Origin of the sequence: Aphanothece stagnina RSMan2012 (assembly GCF_046764815.1) — a bacterium.
Taxonomy (GTDB): Bacteria; Cyanobacteriota; Cyanobacteriia; order PCC-6307; family Cyanobiaceae; genus NIES-981.
Window position 1 is genome coordinate 1 of the sequence record NZ_JBKOUC010000035.1, and the last position, 17,469, is coordinate 17,469.

19 protein-coding genes are annotated in these 17,469 nt (G+C 65.3%); 8 read left to right on the forward strand and 11 right to left on the reverse strand.

Features of this window, described 5'->3' with window-relative positions; genetic code table 11:
• The 9 genes from atpG to ACLNEE_RS15670 all read right to left on the reverse strand — a co-directional run.
• Positions 1-586: ATP synthase F1 subunit gamma (atpG, locus tag ACLNEE_RS15625; protein WP_412007327.1), on the reverse strand; the 586-nt coding region annotated here is incomplete at its 3' end.
• A gap of 14 nt (positions 587-600) precedes the next feature.
• On the reverse strand, positions 601-2,118 hold the full coding sequence (gene atpA, locus ACLNEE_RS15630) for a F0F1 ATP synthase subunit alpha (RefSeq protein WP_411421946.1): 1,518 nt from the start codon (positions 2,116-2,118) through the stop codon (positions 601-603).
• A gap of 88 nt (positions 2,119-2,206) precedes the next feature.
• The gene (gene atpH, locus ACLNEE_RS15635) at positions 2,207-2,755 is read right to left on the reverse strand and encodes an ATP synthase F1 subunit delta (RefSeq protein WP_411421947.1); all 549 of its coding nucleotides are present in this window, start codon (positions 2,753-2,755) and stop codon (positions 2,207-2,209) included.
• Complete coding sequence (locus ACLNEE_RS15640; protein ID WP_411421948.1) at positions 2,755-3,267, reverse strand: F0F1 ATP synthase subunit B; 513 nt, start codon at positions 3,265-3,267, stop codon at positions 2,755-2,757. The genes atpH and ACLNEE_RS15640 overlap by 1 nt, the downstream gene beginning before the upstream one ends.
• 5 nt (positions 3,268-3,272) lie before the next feature.
• Complete coding sequence (locus ACLNEE_RS15645) at positions 3,273-3,746, reverse strand: F0F1 ATP synthase subunit B' (RefSeq protein ID WP_411421949.1); 474 nt, start codon at positions 3,744-3,746, stop codon at positions 3,273-3,275.
• A gap of 99 nt (positions 3,747-3,845) precedes the next feature.
• Entirely contained in the window at positions 3,846-4,094 is a 249-nt protein-coding gene (atpE, locus tag ACLNEE_RS15650) for an ATP synthase F0 subunit C (protein WP_010315318.1), read from the reverse strand.
• Positions 4,095-4,259: 165 nt separating this feature from the next.
• Positions 4,260-4,988 carry a F0F1 ATP synthase subunit A gene (gene atpB, locus ACLNEE_RS15655; RefSeq protein WP_411421950.1) on the reverse strand — a complete coding sequence of 243 codons (729 nt, stop codon included), beginning with the start codon at positions 4,986-4,988 and terminating at the stop codon, positions 4,260-4,262.
• 25 nt (positions 4,989-5,013) lie between these two features.
• Positions 5,014-5,349, reverse strand: a complete 336-nt coding sequence (locus ACLNEE_RS15660) for an ATP synthase subunit I (RefSeq protein ID WP_425625054.1) — start codon at positions 5,347-5,349, stop codon at positions 5,014-5,016.
• A 181-nt stretch (positions 5,350-5,530) separates the two neighbouring features.
• Positions 5,531-6,775, reverse strand: coding sequence for a class I SAM-dependent methyltransferase (locus ACLNEE_RS15670; RefSeq protein WP_411421952.1), 1,245 nt, complete (start codon positions 6,773-6,775; stop codon positions 5,531-5,533).
• A gap of 93 nt (positions 6,776-6,868) precedes the next feature.
• Between ACLNEE_RS15670 and ACLNEE_RS15675 the strand changes: the two genes are divergently transcribed.
• The 7 genes from ACLNEE_RS15675 (at position 6,869) to ACLNEE_RS15705 (ending at position 15,239) form a co-directional block, all read left to right on the forward strand.
• The gene (locus tag ACLNEE_RS15675; protein ID WP_412007330.1) at positions 6,869-9,877 is read left to right on the forward strand and encodes a phycobilisome rod-core linker polypeptide; all 3,009 of its coding nucleotides are present in this window, start codon (positions 6,869-6,871) and stop codon (positions 9,875-9,877) included.
• A gap of 567 nt (positions 9,878-10,444) precedes the next feature.
• Positions 10,445-10,930 carry a globin family protein gene (locus ACLNEE_RS15680; protein WP_006911806.1) on the forward strand — a complete coding sequence of 162 codons (486 nt, stop codon included), beginning with the start codon at positions 10,445-10,447 and terminating at the stop codon, positions 10,928-10,930.
• Positions 10,931-10,972: 42 nt separating this feature from the next.
• Positions 10,973-11,461, forward strand: a complete 489-nt coding sequence (gene apcB / locus ACLNEE_RS15685) for an allophycocyanin subunit beta (RefSeq protein ID WP_006909433.1) — start codon at positions 10,973-10,975, stop codon at positions 11,459-11,461.
• A 35-nt stretch (positions 11,462-11,496) separates the two neighbouring features.
• Positions 11,497-11,697 carry a phycobilisome linker polypeptide gene (locus tag ACLNEE_RS15690; protein WP_087068758.1) on the forward strand — a complete coding sequence of 67 codons (201 nt, stop codon included), beginning with the start codon at positions 11,497-11,499 and terminating at the stop codon, positions 11,695-11,697.
• Positions 11,698-11,935: 238 nt separating this feature from the next.
• A complete protein-coding gene (locus ACLNEE_RS15695) occupies positions 11,936-13,147 on the forward strand; it encodes an FtsW/RodA/SpoVE family cell cycle protein (RefSeq protein WP_411421954.1) in 1,212 nt (403 codons plus the stop codon).
• A gap of 9 nt (positions 13,148-13,156) precedes the next feature.
• Entirely contained in the window at positions 13,157-13,885 is a 729-nt protein-coding gene (locus ACLNEE_RS15700; RefSeq protein ID WP_411421955.1) for a cytochrome c biogenesis CcdA family protein, read from the forward strand.
• Between the two features lie 25 nt (positions 13,886-13,910).
• Positions 13,911-15,239: a cytochrome c biogenesis protein ResB gene (locus ACLNEE_RS15705; RefSeq protein ID WP_411421956.1), complete on the forward strand. Its 1,329-nt coding sequence runs from the start codon at positions 13,911-13,913 to the stop codon at positions 15,237-15,239.
• Here the strand turns inward: ACLNEE_RS15705 and queF are convergent.
• Positions 15,227-15,712 (reverse strand): preQ(1) synthase, encoded by a 486-nt coding sequence (gene queF / locus ACLNEE_RS15710; protein WP_411421957.1) that lies wholly within the window; start codon positions 15,710-15,712, stop codon positions 15,227-15,229. The two genes, ACLNEE_RS15705 and queF, sit on opposite strands and share 13 nt — an antisense overlap.
• 150 nt (positions 15,713-15,862) lie before the next feature.
• On the opposite strand from queF, the gene ACLNEE_RS15715 reads away from it, so the two are divergent.
• Positions 15,863-16,201: a P-II family nitrogen regulator gene (locus tag ACLNEE_RS15715; protein ID WP_411421958.1), complete on the forward strand. Its 339-nt coding sequence runs from the start codon at positions 15,863-15,865 to the stop codon at positions 16,199-16,201.
• A gap of 116 nt (positions 16,202-16,317) precedes the next feature.
• Here ACLNEE_RS15715 and ACLNEE_RS15720 read toward each other — a convergent pair whose 3' ends face one another.
• Positions 16,318-17,172 (reverse strand): TlyA family RNA methyltransferase, encoded by an 855-nt coding sequence (locus tag ACLNEE_RS15720; protein ID WP_411421959.1) that lies wholly within the window; start codon positions 17,170-17,172, stop codon positions 16,318-16,320.
• Positions 17,173-17,469: the final 297 nt, after the last annotated feature.

A 17,469-nucleotide genomic window follows, 5' to 3' on the forward strand; every position in this document is an offset into this window, starting at 1 on the left:
CCAGGGGAAGCAGGGTCTGGATGACCGGCTTGGAGCTCACCAGATTGATGAACTTAGTGAAAATGATCTCCACCCGATCGGTCGCGGCCGAGAGAAACTCAGCCAGGATCTCGTTGGCGATGGAGCCAGCCTCATCCGCATTGGGCACCTGCTCCAGTCCGGAGAAGGTGGCCCGCACCGTGTAGATGTTGGAGCGGTTCTGGAAATAGGTGATGGCCTTGCGACCAATCAGCACCAGATCAACCTTGTAGCCCTGTTCCTTGAGCTCCGCGTGGCGAAGTTCGGTCCGCTTGATGATGTTGGCGTTGTAACCGCCACAGAGACCCCGGTCACCGGTGACGGCCAGCAGGGTGATGGTTTCAACCGGCCGGGCCTCAAGCAGAGGGGCGTCGACGTCCTCGAAACGCATGCGGGACTGGAGGTTTTCCAGCACCCGGGCGAGGCGATCGGCAAAGGGCCGACTGCGCAACACCTGCTCCTGAGCACGACGCACCTTGGCAGCCGCCACGAGACGCATGGCCTCGGTGATCTTGCGGGTGTTCTTGACCGAACTGATCCGGTCGCGGATTTCCTTGAGATTTGCCATCTGAGCGATCCTCCTCAGATCGAGGCCAGCATGGTCGACTTCACCTCGTTGATGGCATCCTTGAGCATGGCTTCAGCGTCCTCGCTGAGCTGCTTCTCGGTCTGCACCTTGGAGATGAAGTCGGCCTTGTTGGTCTTGAGGTACTCACGAAGCTCCCGGCAGAACTGAACGACCGACTCGACGGGGATCTCGTCGATCAGACCCTTGACGCCGGCATAGACGACGGCCACCTGCTCCGCCAGGATGAGGGGGCTGAACTGGGGCTGCTTGAGGATTTCCCTCAGCCGCTTGCCCCGGGCCAGCTGGGCCTGGGTAGCGGCATCGAGGTCAGAGGCGAACTGGGAGAACGCGGCCAGTTCATCGAACTGGGCCAACTCCAGCTTGAGGGTGCCGGCGATCTTCTTGATCGCCTTGGTCTGGGCAGCGCCACCGACCCGGCTCACGGAGATGCCGACGTTGATGGCGGGGCGGAGGCCGGAGTTGAACAGGTCGGAACTCAGGAACACCTGACCGTCGGTGATCGAGATCACGTTGGTGGGAATGTAGGCCGACACGTCACCGGCCTGGGTCTCGATGATCGGCAGGGCCGTCATCGAACCCTTGCCCATGGCATCGGAAAGCTTGGCGGCGCGTTCCAGCAGCCGGCTGTGGCAGTAGAAGACGTCCCCGGGATAGGCCTCACGACCGGGAGGACGACGCAGCAGCAGGGACATCTGGCGGTAGGCCTGGGCCTGCTTGGTGAGATCGTCGTAAATCACCAGGGTGGCCTTGCCCTTGTACATGAACGATTCGGCCAAAGCGGCACCGGTGTAGGGAGCCAGGTATTGCAGCGCAGCCGACTCGGAGGCACTCGCCGCCACGACAATGGTGTAGTCGAGGGCGCCCTTCTCGCGCAGCACCTCCACCACATTGGCGACGGAGGCGGCCTTCTGGCCGACCGCGACGTAGACGCAGACGACATCTTCACCCTTCTGGTTGATGATGGTGTCGATTCCGATCGCCGTCTTGCCCGTCTGGCGGTCGCCGATGATGAGCTCGCGCTGACCGCGGCCGATCGGGATCATGGCGTCGATGGCGGTGATGCCGGTCTGCATGGGTTCATGCACCGACTTGCGCTGGATGATCCCGGGAGCCATCGACTCGATCAGTCGGGTCTCGGTGGTGGCGATGTCGCCCTTGCCATCAATGGGCTGCCCCAGCGAGTTGACAACCCTGCCCAGCATGGCGTCACCGACGGGGACTGCGGCGATCTTGCCGGTGGCCTTGACGGTGCTGCCCTCCTGAATGCCACGGCCCTCGCCCATCAGCACCACGCCGACGTTGTCGTCCTCGAGGTTGAGTGCGATGCCCTCGGTACCGTCCTCAAACTGGACGAGTTCCCCGGCCATGACCTGCTGGAGGCCATAGACGCGGGCAATGCCATCACCGATCTGCAGCACGGTGCCGACGTTGCTGACGGCGACCGACTTGTCGTAGTCCTCAATCTGCTTCTTGAGGATGGCGCTGATCTCGTCGGGACGGATGGAAACCATGGGAGGAAATCCCCGCAGGGGGAGATGAGGGTACTGGGGGCGTGATGGGAGGGGAAGAAGACGGCCGCCGAAACGGCGCCGCTACGGCCTAGCCGACCTTGGCCAGAGCAAGACCGAGGCGACGCACCTGGCCGGAGAGGCTGGCGTCGATCACCTGGGATCCCACACTGACGATGAAGCCGCCGATCAGGGCGGGATCGACCTGAAGGTCGATTTCCACGGCGTCGGTTCCGGCCAGGTCCTTGACCTTGGCGGTGAGTTCCTGCTGCTGCTGATCACTGAGCGGGGTTGCCGACGTCACCGTGGCCAGGGCGATGTTGCGGAGCTCCCTGTAGAGCTCGAGAAATCGCACCAGCACGGAGTCGAGAACCGCGATCCGCTGGCGATCGGCCAGAAGCTTGAGCAGGTTCTGAAGGGAGGGCGTGATCTGCTCGCCGAACAGGCCACCAAGAGCAGCCTTCTTGGCCTCCGGTTCCAGAACCGGGGAGGCCATGGCAGCACGGAGTTCGGGACTTGCGCTCCAGATCGCCAGAATTTCCTTGGCCTGCTGGGCCACGGTGTCCGTTTCCTTGCGGGCGTCCGCGACCTGGAGCAAGGCCTCGGCGTAGGGGGTGGCGATGGTGTTGAGGAGTGGCATCAGGCGTTCCCCAGATTGTTGATGGAATGGTCGATCAGGCGAGCCTGGGAGGCAGGGTCCAGCTTGCCTGGAAGGGTGACCAGAGCCTTTTCGACGGCCTGGCGCGCCGCCTCGCGACGAAGGGCTTCGGTGACACGGGCAGCCTCGGCACTCAGATCCGCCATGGCGCCCTGCTTGAGGCGAGCCATCTCCTCAATGGTGCGCAGCTCACTCTCGGCACGGATCGCATCAGCTCTGGCCTTGCCATCAGCTCGGATTTGCTCCGCCTTCTGCCGGGCGGCTGCCAGATCCTGCTGGGCCTGGGCCAGTGCGGTAGTGGCCTGGGCGAGGCGCTGTTCGGAATCCTGCAGATCGGCGAGGATGGCGGCCCGACGGCGCTCGAGAATGCCCCCGAGGAAACCTGGAAGGAACTTCCAGAGGGCGGCGATCACGATCGCCAGATTGATGATGTTGGTCTCGAACGGATTGAGGTTCAGACCGAAACCGCCGTGGCTGGCGAGTAGAGATGTCATGGCAGTCATCGCGCTGGAGCCAGAAGACGGGTGACGATCAGGTCGGCGAGGCCCTCGGCGTCGGTCTCGAGCTGGGCCATGGCCTTCTCGCGCTCGGCATCGATTTCACGCCGGGCGTTTTCACGCTGCGTATTGGCATCGGCGGTGGCGGCGGCCAGGGCCTCGCGGTAGAGGCGATCCATGTCCTGATCGGCCTCCACGATCAGCTTCTGGGCCTGCTGCCTGGCATCTTTAAGCTGCTCCCGGAGGTCGGCCTCCAGGCGTGCTACCTGGGCCAGCTTCTCCTTCGCTTCGGCGCGACTGGTGGTGATGTAACCCTCGCGCTCCTCCACGGCCCGACCCACGGGACGGAAGAACAGCGAGTTGAGGATGAAGGTGAGGAGTACCACCTGCACTGCCATCAGGGGCAGCGTGGCGTCGAGGTCGAAGAGACCCCCCTCAGGTGCACCTGCTTCGGCGAGCAGAAGCCAGCTGGTCATGGGGATGGAAGCGCTGGATGGATCAGGATGGAGCTGTTGGCCGAGGTCCGGGAGGGCGAGGGCTCAACGGCCCTCACCTTCCGTCCACTCAGGAGTCGCTCAACCAGCGAAGGGGTTGGCGAAGAGCAGCACCAGGGCGACCACCAGGCCGTAGATGGTGAGAGCCTCCATGAAGGCCAGGGAAAGCAGCAGGGTGCCCCGGATCTTGCCTTCGGCTTCGGGCTGACGCGCAATGCCTTCAACGGCGCCGCCGGCAGCGGTGCCCTGACCGATACCAGGGCCGATGGCGCCCAGGCCGACAGCCAGACCAGCGGCCACGACAGAAGCAGCGGAGGTGATGGAATCCATGGTGGAAGAGAGGATGGAGTGCGCTGCGGGAGCGCTGAGTGGACGGGGGTGAAATCCCCATGGCGCCTGGGACGTTGCCGTGGTTCGGAAACGGGCCCGGCTTGCGGCCGGACCTGCGCGCCAAGAGTTTGCCAGACCGCCTGACAGGTCAGCAGCCGACGAGGCCTAGTGGTGCTCCTCGTGGACAGCCTCTCCGATGTAGTAGGCGGCGAGGGTGGCAAAGATCAGGGCCTGGATGGCACTGGTGAAGAGGCCCAGGAACATGGCCGGAAGGGGAACCACCAGGGGAACCAGGAACGCCAGCACGGCGACCACGAGTTCATCGGCCAGGATGTTGCCAAAAAGACGGAAGGAGAGGGAGAGAGGTTTCGTGAAGTCTTCAACGATCTTGAAGGGGAGCATGATCGGTGTCGGCTCCACGTAATACTCGAAATAGCGCAACCCTTTCCTGCTGAGGCCTGCGTAGAAGTAGGCCAGGGAGACCAGGAGTGCCAGGGCAATCGTGGTGTTGATGTCAGCCGTGGGAGCCCCGAGTTCTCCGCTCGGGAGATGAATGAGCTTCCAGGGCACCAGGGCACCACCCCAGTTGCTCACAAAGATGAACAGGAAAAGGGTGCCGATGAATGGCATCCAGTCGCGGTAGGCCTTCTCGCCGATCTGCTCCCGGGAGAGGTCACGGATGTAGTCCCAGAGAAACTCGAGCAGATTCTGGGTGCCCCGCGGATCCCGTTCGAGCTTGCGGGTGCCGACAACCACCAGAGCCAGCAGAGCGCCGATCACGACCCAGGAGCTCAGGAACACCTGGCCGTGAATCTTGAGGTTGCCGAGCTGCCAGTAGAGGTGTTGACCAACCTCCAGTTCGGCGAAGGGAAGCGTGAGGGGCAGCGGAGCCATCAGGTTGAACGGGAGGACAGGGAATTCAGGCGTCAAGAACGGCCTGCAGGATCACGGCAGGCTTGTAGAGCAGGAACCCGAGCAAGGCGGGCAGAAGCTCAAGCTGGGGCAGACGGGACGCGGCCAGCACCAACAGGATGGGAACGAGCAGTTGGGATTTCCCCACGCTCCGACGATCGCCACCCAGACGCATGACACTGCGGCTCAGCAGACGCAGATAGAGCAGGCCTGCGCAGGCTCCCACCAGAACGCCGAAAGCGGCATGGAGGCCACCCAACAGGGCCGTGGACGGTATGGCGGCAGCGGCGAGGAGCAGCGTGAAAAGCTGCAGGCGCTGCTGGAGCCTGAAGTAATCGTCCATGCCGTCACCGGCCTGAACAGCTGAGTCAGGGGTGGGTGCAGAACCGCTCGTCACCTGCGCCAGGCCCGCCAGGGGGACAGCAGGATCGGCAACGGCTGGTGGTGACACCGCCGGCTGATCCACTGGGCAGGGTGGTGAAACGGTCAATCGCGCCAACCCCTCGAATTGCGCGCGGAATCTATCACGCAGCCTCAGATCCCAGTGGCAGCAAGACCCTGGCCGCCAGCAGCTCCCGCGCTGCCGCCAGTCGGCGCGGGGCGGACCAGTCGAGGGGCAGGGCACCGAGGGCGGTCCCTGGCGGAGCCGCCTCCAGCCCCTGCATCAGGGTCAGGGCGTCGGGACTGATCGTGAGCGGCATCAGGTCCTGGCCCAGCAGGCTGGTGGAGGGCCAGCCCCACAGGCATCGGTTGCGGGTGCCGGCGGCCGCCAGAAGCGAAGCATCGTCGCGCCAGTCCTGCCGGTGCAGCGCGCCGCTCGAGAGAAAGAACTCGAAATGGCTGATGTCCGGATCGAGGTCTTCGACCAGGGCCCAGCGCTGCCGTTCCGGAAGGGCGAGGGCCCGCTCCAGCAACGCGCCGCCGAGCAGGCGGGCAGGGTCCCAGACCTCCGGATTGGAAAAACCGGCAAAGCTGAGATCAGCCCGGGCCACGAAGGCCATCAGGCGTTCCAGGTCGTAGCTGGTCTCCTGAGGATGCAGGTACATGTCGGCAAAGTTGGGGTCCGCTGCCGTATCGAGAGCCCAGCGCTGCTCATGGTGCCGGCGCAGCCTGTTGGTCTCGGGCAGATCGCGGAACAGCTGACGCCCGAGCCGCAGGCCCTCGTCGCCGGCACCCACCGCCAGCCGCGCCAGGCTGCGCTGAACACGGTGAATTTCCCAGCGCCCCCCATCGGCATAGAGAAAGAGATGCAGGAGGCCCCCCGGACGCAGCAGTGCCGCCAGGGCTTGCAGGCCGGCCGCGGGCTCGCGCAGATGGTGCAGCACGCCGACGGAATTGATGTAGTCGAAGGGCCCCTCCCCCGCCAGGTCCAGCAGGCTGCGCTGTTCGATCCGCAGCTCGGCCACCTGGTCCGCCGCACCGGAACGGAGGGTGCGTTCGCGCGCGACCGCGAGGGCTCCCGCACTGATGTCGACCGCCAGCACCGACGAGCCTGGATTCAGGTGGCAGAGGTAATCGGTGCTGACACCGGTGCCGCAACCGGCATCGAGAATCCGCCAGGGACGGCCACCCGGCGGCGACGGGGGCAGGGCCCCTGTGGTGAAGGCCCAGACACTGTCGAGACACCAACGCCAGTTGTATCCGGGCGGTGGCCCATCCTGAAGGGGGTCGGCGGGGTAGGGGAAGCGGTCATAGAAGGCACTCACCACCGGGGTGGCGGCATCGCTGGCAGGCACGGCGGCAGGGCGACTCTCGGCCGAGCATTTCATGGCGGGGCAGGAACGCTGCAAACATTTGTTCATGCCACCCCGGTGGCCCTCGGGGCGAGCCGTAAGTTGGCCCAGCCCGGTTCGCTCTCGTCAATGACCGTGACCGCCAGCAGCGGCAGCACCAGGGTTGCTCCCCAGCGCTACGACACCCTGCCGCTGTCCAGCGTCCGTCAGGCGGAGCAGGAGGATCGTTTCCCCGACGGGAGCGAACTCAGCAACCTGATCAACTTTTTTCAGAGTGGCCAGCGTCGCGTGGAGGCGGCACGGCGCATCTCGGACAATGCGGAATTCATTGTGGCCAAAGCGGCCAACCGGATCTTCTCCGGGGGCACGCCGCTGTCCTATCTGGACGCCCCGCTGAGCCCGCCGCCCAGCGACGATGCGACTCCCCTGGCAGCTGATCAGGCTGCCTTCCGGCGTTCCGTCGAGACCTACGCAGGGGCGACATCCACGCGAGGGAACGTCCTGACCCGCCTGCTGGAGGGTGCGGGGGGTGACGCCGACGTTCGGGTGGTGCTCCCGACGGGCTTCGCCCCGATCTCCGTCGGGGTGTACGGCACGGCCCGGATGAAGAAGTCGATCCGGGATCTGGCCTGGTTCCTGCGCTACGTCGGCTACGCGCTGGTGGCGGGTGACCCCAGCATCCTCGCCGTCAACACCCGCGGACTGCGGGATGTGCTGGAGAAGGCCTGTTCCCTGGCGGCCACCAACGTGGCACTTCAGGAGATGCGCGCTGCAGCGGCAGGGCTCTTCAAGGGGGAGAGCGAAACCCGTCAGCTGGTGATCCAGTACTTCAACGTGCTGATTGCCGAGCTCGCCGTCCCCACCCCCTCGGCCCGTCAGCGGCTGGGCAGCCCGGTGAACCAGGGTCTCCAGTTGCCGGCCACCTATGCGCTGGCCGCCCGGGGCAAGGCGCTGCGCTTCGTGATGAAGCCGGCCATGAGCGGCGCCCAGAAGGCTCAGGTGGTGCGGGCCGCCTACCGGCAAGTGTTCGAACGCGACATCGTCAAGGGTTACAGCCAGGAGGTCTGCCCAGTCGAAGCCACCCAGGTGCGGCAGGGGCAGATCTCGATGCGCGAGTTCATTCGCGCCCTTGGTCGCAGCAAGGAGTACCAGAAGCAGTTCTACGGCCGCTTCTCCAACAGTCGCGCCGTGGAGCTGGCCTTCCGCCACTTCCTGGGCCGAGGCATCAGTTCCCGCGAGGAATTCACGTTCTATTTCGACATCGTCAGTGACCAGGGACTGCCAGGTCTGGTCGACTGTCTGGTGAACTCCATGGAGTACGCCCGCAACTTCGGAGAGGAAACCGTTCCCTACCTGCGCGATCTCGGCGAGGAGGCCCAGGAGAGCGCGGGTTGGGGCTCGAACCGCAAACTGTTCCGCTTCAGTGCCCCCTTCGAGGGAGCACCGCAGTACGTCACCCTGTATGCGGCCTACCGCCAACCCCTGCCCGATCAGCACCCCTACGGAGGCTCCAACGATCCTCTCGGGCTGACCTACGGGGCCATCTTCCCATCGGCCACGGCGAAGGTCTCCACCCGTCCCGCTCCCTTCAGTTACGACACCCGCAGGATTCTGATCGGCAACGGGATGACCCAGCCCGGCCAGATGGACAGCGCGCAGTTCCGCAAGGCGTCGCCAAGGCGCGTCGGACCCAAGGTGGTCAGGCTTCAACAGATCGCCACCGGTGGCAGCTCAATCCCCCGGCGGGGAGGCCAACCCAGCATCCGCGGAACGGAATCCAGCACCCAGGCCGTCATCAATGCCGTGTACGTCCAGATCCTGGGCAACACCGGCTATGCGGGAGAACGCAACAAGGTCGAGGAGATCAAGCTGGAGAACGGCGACATCAGCCTGCGCGAATTCATCCGCCAGGTGGCCCGCTCCGAGGCCTTCCGACGGCGCTACTGGAGTGGTCTCTACATCACCAAGGCCATCGAGGTGATGCATCGCAGGATCCTGGGCCGGCCAACCTTCGGTCGCTGGGAGATTGACGCCTATTTCGACACCGCTGCACGTCAGGGGTTCTACGGCGTGGTCGATGCCCTCATCAACAGCCGTGAGTACAACGAGAGCTTCGGTGAGGACACCGTCCCCTATGAACGCTTCATCACGCCCGCCGACCGCACCGCCCGCAAGGTTCCCGCACTCAACCGTCCCTTCAACGCGGCGGCCTACCCGGACCTGAACCGCGTCAAGCGCCCCGAGGTGATGCCACCCCAGAGTCTGCGCACGGTTGGGGACATCACCCCCCGGAACCTTCCCGACCGTCCAACGGTGGTACGCGGCGGCTGGAGCGCCAAGATCGCCGGTGGAGAGACCCTCGCGGCTCCAGCGACCACCCTCGAGAATCCGAGCATTCGACGCAGCCCTGAGCCGACCCGGCGTTGGCGACCAGCCGGGGTGAGCCCCTTCTGGAGCACCCCTGGGGGCACTGGATTTGCGGCTTCTCGGCCTTCTCCCACCGCGCCGGTCATCGGCGTCTGGTCGAAAGCCGTCAGCACCAACCTGGCAACGGTGACAGCCACCGAGCCCGGTGCTGCCATGGCCAAAGCCCTGCGGCCCGGCCAACCCCAGGGATTTGCCCGCCGCCAGAGCATCGGCCGAGCGGTGCGGGTCGGACGCACCGCCAATGAAGCTCAGGTTCAGGAAGCCATCGAAGCGGCCTACAAGCAATTGCTCAACCGCGTGCCCTTTGCGGCCGAACGGCTTGGCGATACCGAGTCCCAGTTCCGCAACACCCAGTTGAATGCGGCTGAATTCGTGGCTCAGCTTGCTGGAAGTGAGCTGTTCCAGCAGCGGCTCAACCGCATGGCGCCGCTTCGGGCCGCTTCGGCGGCCTACCTCGCCCTGCTTGGACGGGCTGCCCAACCCCAGGAGGTGAGCCAGTTCCTGAGCACCCGGTCGTCCCAGGGCCAGCAAGCAGCCATTCGTCAGCTTCTGGACAGCATGGAATACGCCGAGGCCTTCGGCCAGGACACCATTCCTTACCTCCGCGGACTGGCGACAGCCAAGGGAATCCCCCTGGTCACCGTGAACCGCACCGCTTCCCTGTACAGCGGCAATGCCGGCCTCACCCCATCTCCCCGTTCCGCCATCTGAATCCCAGCAACGGGCCGACCACCGGCCCGAAGCTCCCACCAAGGCCAATGCCCGCGCCGCCAGCCCGTTGGATGACGGGCCCCGACTTCGACACAGAAACTCCAACAAGCGCTGAAGCCCAGACGTTGAATTCGAAGATCTTCACAGGTATTGAATTCAATGAATTCCTGATCCTCTGACGACCTTCTTCATCTCTTGGCCGGGAGCCGGTCAAGTTCATCACTCCTCAGCGCCCTGTGGCCTACCGCCAGGGCGCTTTTCTTTTGCGGAATGAGAGAAACACTTTTCCAGGGGAAATCCCATGCAAGGGCAAACGGAGATTGAGCAATCACCCCTCGGCGGCAGTGAACAATTGCGACCTGGGGTCATTGTCTGCAACATCCGCCAAAACCCTTGCGCCCCAAGGGGTCTCCGGAAGCATCAAGCCGTGAAGAACTGTTACCGCAGGCCAGGGCGCCGCAGGGGCTTGGCGCAGAATGATTCGGCGATCGGCGCGAGTCGATCACTCCCTTACCCACCGGATACCGGTCTCCGTCAAGGCGGCCGCTTGTTTCGAGGCAGAACTGCATGAGCATCGTCTCCAACTCGATCATCAACGCGGACGCCGAAGCCCGCTATCTCAGCCCTGGCGAACTCGACCAGATCAAATCTTTCGTGGCCGCCGGCCAGCGCCGTGTGCGCGTGGCCCAGGTGCTCAGCGAGAGCCGCGAGCGCATCGTCAAGACCGCCGGCGGCGCGCTGTTCCAGAGGCGCCCTGACGTCATTTCCCCTGGCGGCAACGCCTATGGCGAGGAGATGACAGCCTCCTGCCTTCGGGACATGGATTACTACCTCCGCCTGGTCACCTATGGCGTGGTCGCCGGTGATGTCACCCCCATCGAGGAGATCGGAATCATCGGGGCCAAGGAAATGTATCGCTCCCTTGGTACACCGCTGGATGCGATGGCTGAAGCCATTCGCGAGATGAAGAATGTGGCCACGGGCATGCTCACGGGTGCCGATGCCGAAGAGGCAGGCTTCTACTTCGACTACGTCATTGGCGCCCTCTCCTGAGGCTGCACCACCCATTCCTTCCAACGCCCTTCAGCAGGATTCATGCAAGACGCCATCACCAACGTCATCAACCAGGCCGACGTGCAGGGTCTGTACCTGGACGGTTCCGCCATGGGCCGTCTGGAGCAGTACTTCGCCAGCGGTGAGCTGCGCGTCCGTGCCGCTGCCACCATCAGCGCTAATGCATCCGCCATCATCAAGGAGGCGGTCGCCAAGTCGCTGCTCTACTCGGACATCACCCGTCCCGGCGGCAACATGTACACCTGCCGTCGCTATGCGGCTTGCATTCGGGATCTCGACTACTACCTGCGCTACGCCACCTACGCCATGCTGGCGGGTGACACCTCCATCCTCGATGAGCGTGTGCTGAACGGGCTCAAGGAGACCTACAACTCCCTGGGTGTGCCGATCGGTGCCACCGTGCAATCGATTCAGGCCATGAAGGAGGTCACCGCTTCCTTGGTCGGCCCTGATGCCGGCCGAGAGATGGCTGTTTATTTCGACTATATCTGCTCGGGTCTGGGCAACTGATCCAGAGCTTCTGGAAACCCCTGCGGATTTCTTCCATGCGCCTGTTCAAAATCACAGCCTGCATTCCATGTCCTGAGAAGTCCCGAACCCAGCGGGAACTCCAGAACACCTACTTCACCAAGTGGGTGCCCTATGAGAGCTGGTTCGCTGAGCAGCAGCGAATCATGAAGCAGGGGGGGAAGATCCTCAAAGTGGAATTGGCCACGGGAAGGCGTCAGGTCAACGTCGGCAACTGAAGCCCTCTGCTTCCTTTTAGGACCCCGTCTTCACGTTCCACCGCCCGGCTTCATGCCGGGCTTTTTTCGTGCCGCCGCGCCTCAGCGTTCCCGCAGGTCCCCCTCAGCCTGCCAAGCCCGAACGCCGGCACCGGGCGACTTCGCCCGATGCCCTCCATACAGACTCGACAAGCAGGGGGCCGGCACGGCTCAATGGGGGGTCGATCAACGTCTTCCTCACCAGTCGGTCCCCCCTCCCTTGAGCCGCACCGTCGCCCTGCAGGGCCGTCCCAACGCCAGGCCCCATCCGTCGCCCGCTCGATTCCCGGCCCTGCTGCCCTGGCCCTGGAGCCAGTGGCCCGCAGAAGCCCGGCTGCTCCTGGTACTGGTGGCCATCTGGAGCGTGGTGGGGCTGCTGGTGCTGACCTCTGCCAGCTGGTGGGTGGCCGAACGCGAAATGGGGGATGGCGCGTTCTATCTCAAGCGGCAGCTGATCTGGATGGCAGCCAGCTGGGGACTGCTGGTCACAGCCATGCGCACCAGCATCCGCCGGTGGCTGCACCTGGCCCCGCTCGCCCTGATGGCGGGCACCCTGATGGTGGCCGCCACCCTGATCATCGGCAGCACGGTCAATGGGGCCAGCCGTTGGCTCGTGCTCGGGCCGATTCAGCTGCAGCCATCCGAGTTGGTCAAGCCCTTCGTGGTGCTTCAGGGCGCGGCCCTCTTCGCCCACTGGCGCCGCATCGGCATGGATCAGAAACTGCTCTGGCTGGGGATCTTCGGAGCCCTGATCCTGCTGATCCTCAAGCAGCCCAACCTGAGCACGGCCGCCCTGACGGGGCTGCTCCTCTGGCTGATGGCCATGGCCGGGGGAGTGGCGATGCCCCTGCTGCTCGGCGCCGCCGGAGCCGGGAGCCTGCTCGGGGGGGCCAGCATCATGATCAACGAGTACCAGCGGCTTCGGGTGATCTCGTTCCTCGATCCCTGGAGGGATGCCCAGGGGGACGGGTATCAGCTCGTCCAGAGCCTGATGGCCATCGGGTCGGGAGGTCTGCTGGGTGAAGGCTTCGGGCTCTCCACCCAGAAACTCCAGTACCTGCCGATCCAGACCACCGACTTCATCTTCGCGGTCTACGCCGAGGAGTTCGGATATGTGGGCTCCGTCGTTCTGCTGCTGTTCCTGCTGCTGTTTGGCTTCGTGGGACTGCGGGTCGCGCTGGGCTGTCGCAGCAACCAGCAGCGGCTGGTGGCGATCGGATCCACCACGCTGCTGGTCGGACAATCGATCCTGAACATTGCCGTGGCGAGTGGGGCCATGCCCACCACAGGCCTGCCCCTGCCGATGATCAGTTACGGCGGCAACTCCCTGATGGCCAGCCTGCTTGTCTGTGGCCTGCTGATTCGCTGCTCGCTCGAGTCCAGTGGTCTCACCCCCCAGCCACGGCGCCGCCGTCCTCTGCCGGCCCGATAGGCTGGTCGCATGATCAGCATCGGGGCCGAGCTGGCCGGGTTGGCCCGCAGCAGTGAAAGCCTGCTGCAGCAGTCCCTGGCCCATCCCACACCCACCACGGTTCTTGTGGTGTTCACCGGGGGCCTGCTGACCAGTCTTGGACCCTGCTCCCTCTCCCTCCTGCCCGTCACCATGGCCTACCTGGCCGGGTTCGGGGGGAAGAGCACCGTTGCCACCCCTTGGTTGCGCAGCCTGAGTTTCACGGCAGGCATCGTGTCCGCCCTGGTGCTGCTGGGACTGCTCAGCGGATTGCTGGGACGCATCTACGGCCAGGTCCCCGGGCTGGTACCGACGGTCGTGGCCGTGCTCGCGCTGGTCATGGGCTTCAACCTGCTGGGCATCCTGCCCCTCGCCCTGCCCAGCGGCCCCGACCCCGAACGCTGGCGCCGCCGGGTTCCCGCCCCCCTCGGCCCGCTGGCGGCCGGGCTGGCCTTTGGCCTGGCCGCCACACCCTGCACCACGCCGGTGCTGGCGGTCCTGCTGGGCTGGATGGCCCAGACCGGCGAGCCCTGGGTCGGCATGCTTCTGCTCACATGCTTCGGGGCTGGCCAGGTGGTTCCCCTGATACTGGCGGGCACGGCGGCCGCCAGCCTGCCCCGACTGCTGAGCCTGAGGCGCATCGGTCAGTGGGTGCCACCGCTCAGCGGTGCTGTGCTCATCACCACCGGCGTGCTCACCCTGGTGGCCAATTGGTCGTGAGGTCGCGGTGGCCCAGGAAGGAGCCATGACCGTGCTGAACCGGCTGGCGGGCTGGATCTCCGATCTGCGCCTGGCCATCGCCCTGCTGCTGGTGATCGCCGTCGCCAGCGGCGTCGGCACGGTCATTCCCCAGAAGGAGCCCGAAGGCCTCTACCACCAGCTCTACGACGCTGAACCCTGGCTTGGGCTGCTCCAGGGGGACGGGATTCTGGCGCTGCAGCTGGATCACATCTATTCCAGTGACTGGTTCCTGGCGCTGCTCGCCTGGCTGGCCCTCTCCCTGCTGCTCTGCAGCTGGCGACGCCAGTGGCCGGCCCTGCGCGCCGCCCTGAACTGGATCGATTACCGATCTCCGCGCCAGCTGAGCAAGCTGAGCGTCGCCGAGACCCGCCTCTGCGGTGAAACTGCCGAGGGTCTGGATCTGGACCGGCTGGCGCGCATCCTGCAATCCGAGGGATGGCAGGTCCAGTGCCGGCCCTCCCGGCTGGCGGCCCGCAAAGGTGTGCTGGGGCGGGTGGGGCCCCTGCTGGTGCATGCCGGCCTGGTGGTGCTGATGCTGGGGGCCGCCTGGGGGGTCCTGGGGGGCCACCGGGCGGAACAGTTCCTGGCGCCGGGCCGATCCCTGGAGCTGCTCGACAGCCGTGGACAGCACCAGCTGACCCTGGCGCTGGAGGCCTTCACGGTGGAGCGCGACCCGGCCGGACGTCCCGAACAGTTCACCTCTGCGCTGAGGCTGCTGGAGGGGGGGCCCAGCAGCGAGACGCTGCTGAAGCAGGCCAGCATCAGCGTCAACCACCCCCTGCGTTTTCGGGGCGTCACCTTCTATCAGGCCGACTGGGGGCTCGCTGCGATCACGGTTCAGCTGGGTGGCAGTCCGCTGCTGCAGCTGCCGCTCCAGAGCTTCCCCCAGCTGGGTGACCAGGTCTGGGGGCTGGTCCTCCCCACCCGGCCCGACGGCAGCGACCCGGTGCTGCTCAGCCTCAGCAGTGAGCAGGGCCCGGTGGACGTCTACGACGCCAAGGGAGCGAACCTCGGACAGATCGTGGTGGGTGGAGATCCTCTGGACATCCGCGGGCTGCCGGTCCGGGTCGCGAGCGTGCTCCCAGCCAGCGGCATTCTGCTGAAGCGCGATCCCGGTGTGCCCCTGGTGTACGGCGGATTCGCCGTCGCCCTGCTCGGCGGTGGACTCAGCCTGCTGGCCACGCGCCAGCTCTGGGCGATCACCGAAGGGGGACGACTCCACGTCGGTGGGTTGTGCAACCGCAACCTGACAGCCTTTGCCACCGAGCTGCCCAGACTGCTCGACGCGGCGCTCCAGTCAGGGGAGCAGGAGCCAGAGCCTCAACAGGGCTGACGGGTCCCATGGGTGGCGCGGATCACGGTGTGGACATTGCCGCGTGGGTTGAAATCGGCCTCCAGCTCCATCCAGACGGGATCACAGGCCGCCACGAAGTCATCCAGGATGCGGTTGGTCACCTCCTCATGGGAAACCGCGCGATCCCGGTAGCTGTTCACATAGAGCTTGATCGCCTTGAGCTCCATCACCCGTGGCCCTGGCTGGTAGAGCAACCGGAGCGTGGCGAAGTCGGGATAGCCGGAGAAGGGGCAGCAGCAGGTGAATTCCGGCAGGGTGATCGCCACTTCGTAGGTGCGCCCAGGCCGGGGGTTGTCGAAACAGATCAGGCGGGCTTCGGCAATGGCCCGCTCGCCATAGTGAGGTGTGCGGGTCTGCTCGGCAGTTTCCGCACGGCTGACGACCGCAGGGTCGGCGACGGTAGGTTCGGCCACGGAAATGTCAGCAGCCCCCGACGCGGCAGTCGCGCTCATGGGTGAGGTGATTCAAAGGGTGATCCTATGCAGACTGGGAGGCGTAACAACGGATACGACGGTGCCCGCTCAGCTCAGGCCTAATGGCCTTGTCCCTTCCTCCGGCAGGGATTTCCTGAGAGAATCCCCATCCAGCCCCCAGCTGCTTCCATGAAAAAAGTCGAGGCCATCATTCGTCCCTTCAAGCTTGAGGACGTCAAGATCGCCCTGGTGAATGCGGGTATCGTGGGCATGACCGTGAGCGAGGTGCGCGGTTTCGGCCGCCAGAAGGGCCAGGTGGAGCGCTACCGCGGCTCCGAGTTCACCGTGGAGTTCCTCCAGAAGCTGAAGCTCGAGATCGTTGTGGACGACGACAAAGTGGACACCGTGGTGACCGCCATCCAGGAGGCCGCCCGCACCGGCGAGATCGGCGACGGCAAGATCTTCGTCAGCACCATCGACGCCGTGATCCGCATCCGCACCGGCGATCGCGACAGCGGTGCGATCTGAACCCTCCTGACCCAGGTCCTTGCTGCCGCACCGTTTCAGCGACGCGGTTCAGCGACCCGTCTGAGCGACGCGGCATTGGACTGGCTCAACGGACCTCAGAGGGCTGTGACGCCTGCTCAGCTGGTGGCCAGGGTTCTGGTCACCAGCTTTTTGATGGCGTCCCGACGCTGGCCAGGGTCATCAGGCATCCCGTGCTCTCCCTCGCCTGTCGCACCGGCATGCAGCCAGAGCAGGTATTCGTGGTTCCCGGCAGGGCCGGTGATGGGGGAAGCCAGCAGCCCTGCTGGCGTGAGGCCCAGTCGCTCGGCCGCCGCCACCACACCCTCGATGGCATCGACGTGCGCCTGGGCATCTCGAACCACCCCCCCCTTGCCCACCCGCTCCCTGCCCACTTCGAACTGGGGCTTGACCAGCACCACCAGGTCCAGGTGCCTGCTGGGGGCAAGGGGTTGCAGCAATCGCAGCAGAGCCGGCAAGACGAGAGCCAGGGAAATGAACGAGACATCGGCAACGGCCAGATCCGGCCAGGGATCCCCATCCCCGTACAGCCCCTCCGGCGTCAGATGGCGCAGGTTGGTGCGCTCCCGGAGAACCACCCGTGGGTCACTCCGCAGGCTCCAGGCGGTCTGGCCATACCCCACGTCAACGCCGTAGACCCTGGCAGCACCATGCTGCAGCAGGCAATCGGTGAAACCTCCGGTGGAGATGCCCCCGTCGAGGCAGACCCGATCCAGCGTGGCAAGGGCAAACGCCTCAAGGGCGGCCGCCAGCTTTTCCCCCCCACGGGAGACAAAACGGGGAGGCTGGGCCACCTCCAGCAGCTGATCAGGGCGCACATCCACGCCTGGCTTGTCCAGAACCCGATCACCACTGCGCACCCTTCCGGCGCGGATGAGCTGCTGGGCCCGCTGGCGGGTGTCCACCAGCCCCCTGGCCACCAGTTCCAGATCCAGACGTTGCTTGCGTGCCACAGGGCTTGGACCAGGCCGTCCGTTGGGGTTCCCTGATCAAACCACAGCTGAAACCGAACAGATTCAGGGCATGGTCCGCTCGGCCCCAAACCGCCGCCGATGATGGCCGCCAGCCCAGTTGCGGCCGCCATGCCAGCCCCTCCAACCTTTGGCCAGCGCCCCCCCCGCTCCGCCGGCGCAGACCTGGCCAGCGGGGTCACCGCAGCCCACAGGACGGACAACCTGGTGGAACTGCTGCAACCGGGCAGCTTCGTCAAACTGCGCAACCAGCCGGCCGATCTTCCCCCGTTTCAGCTG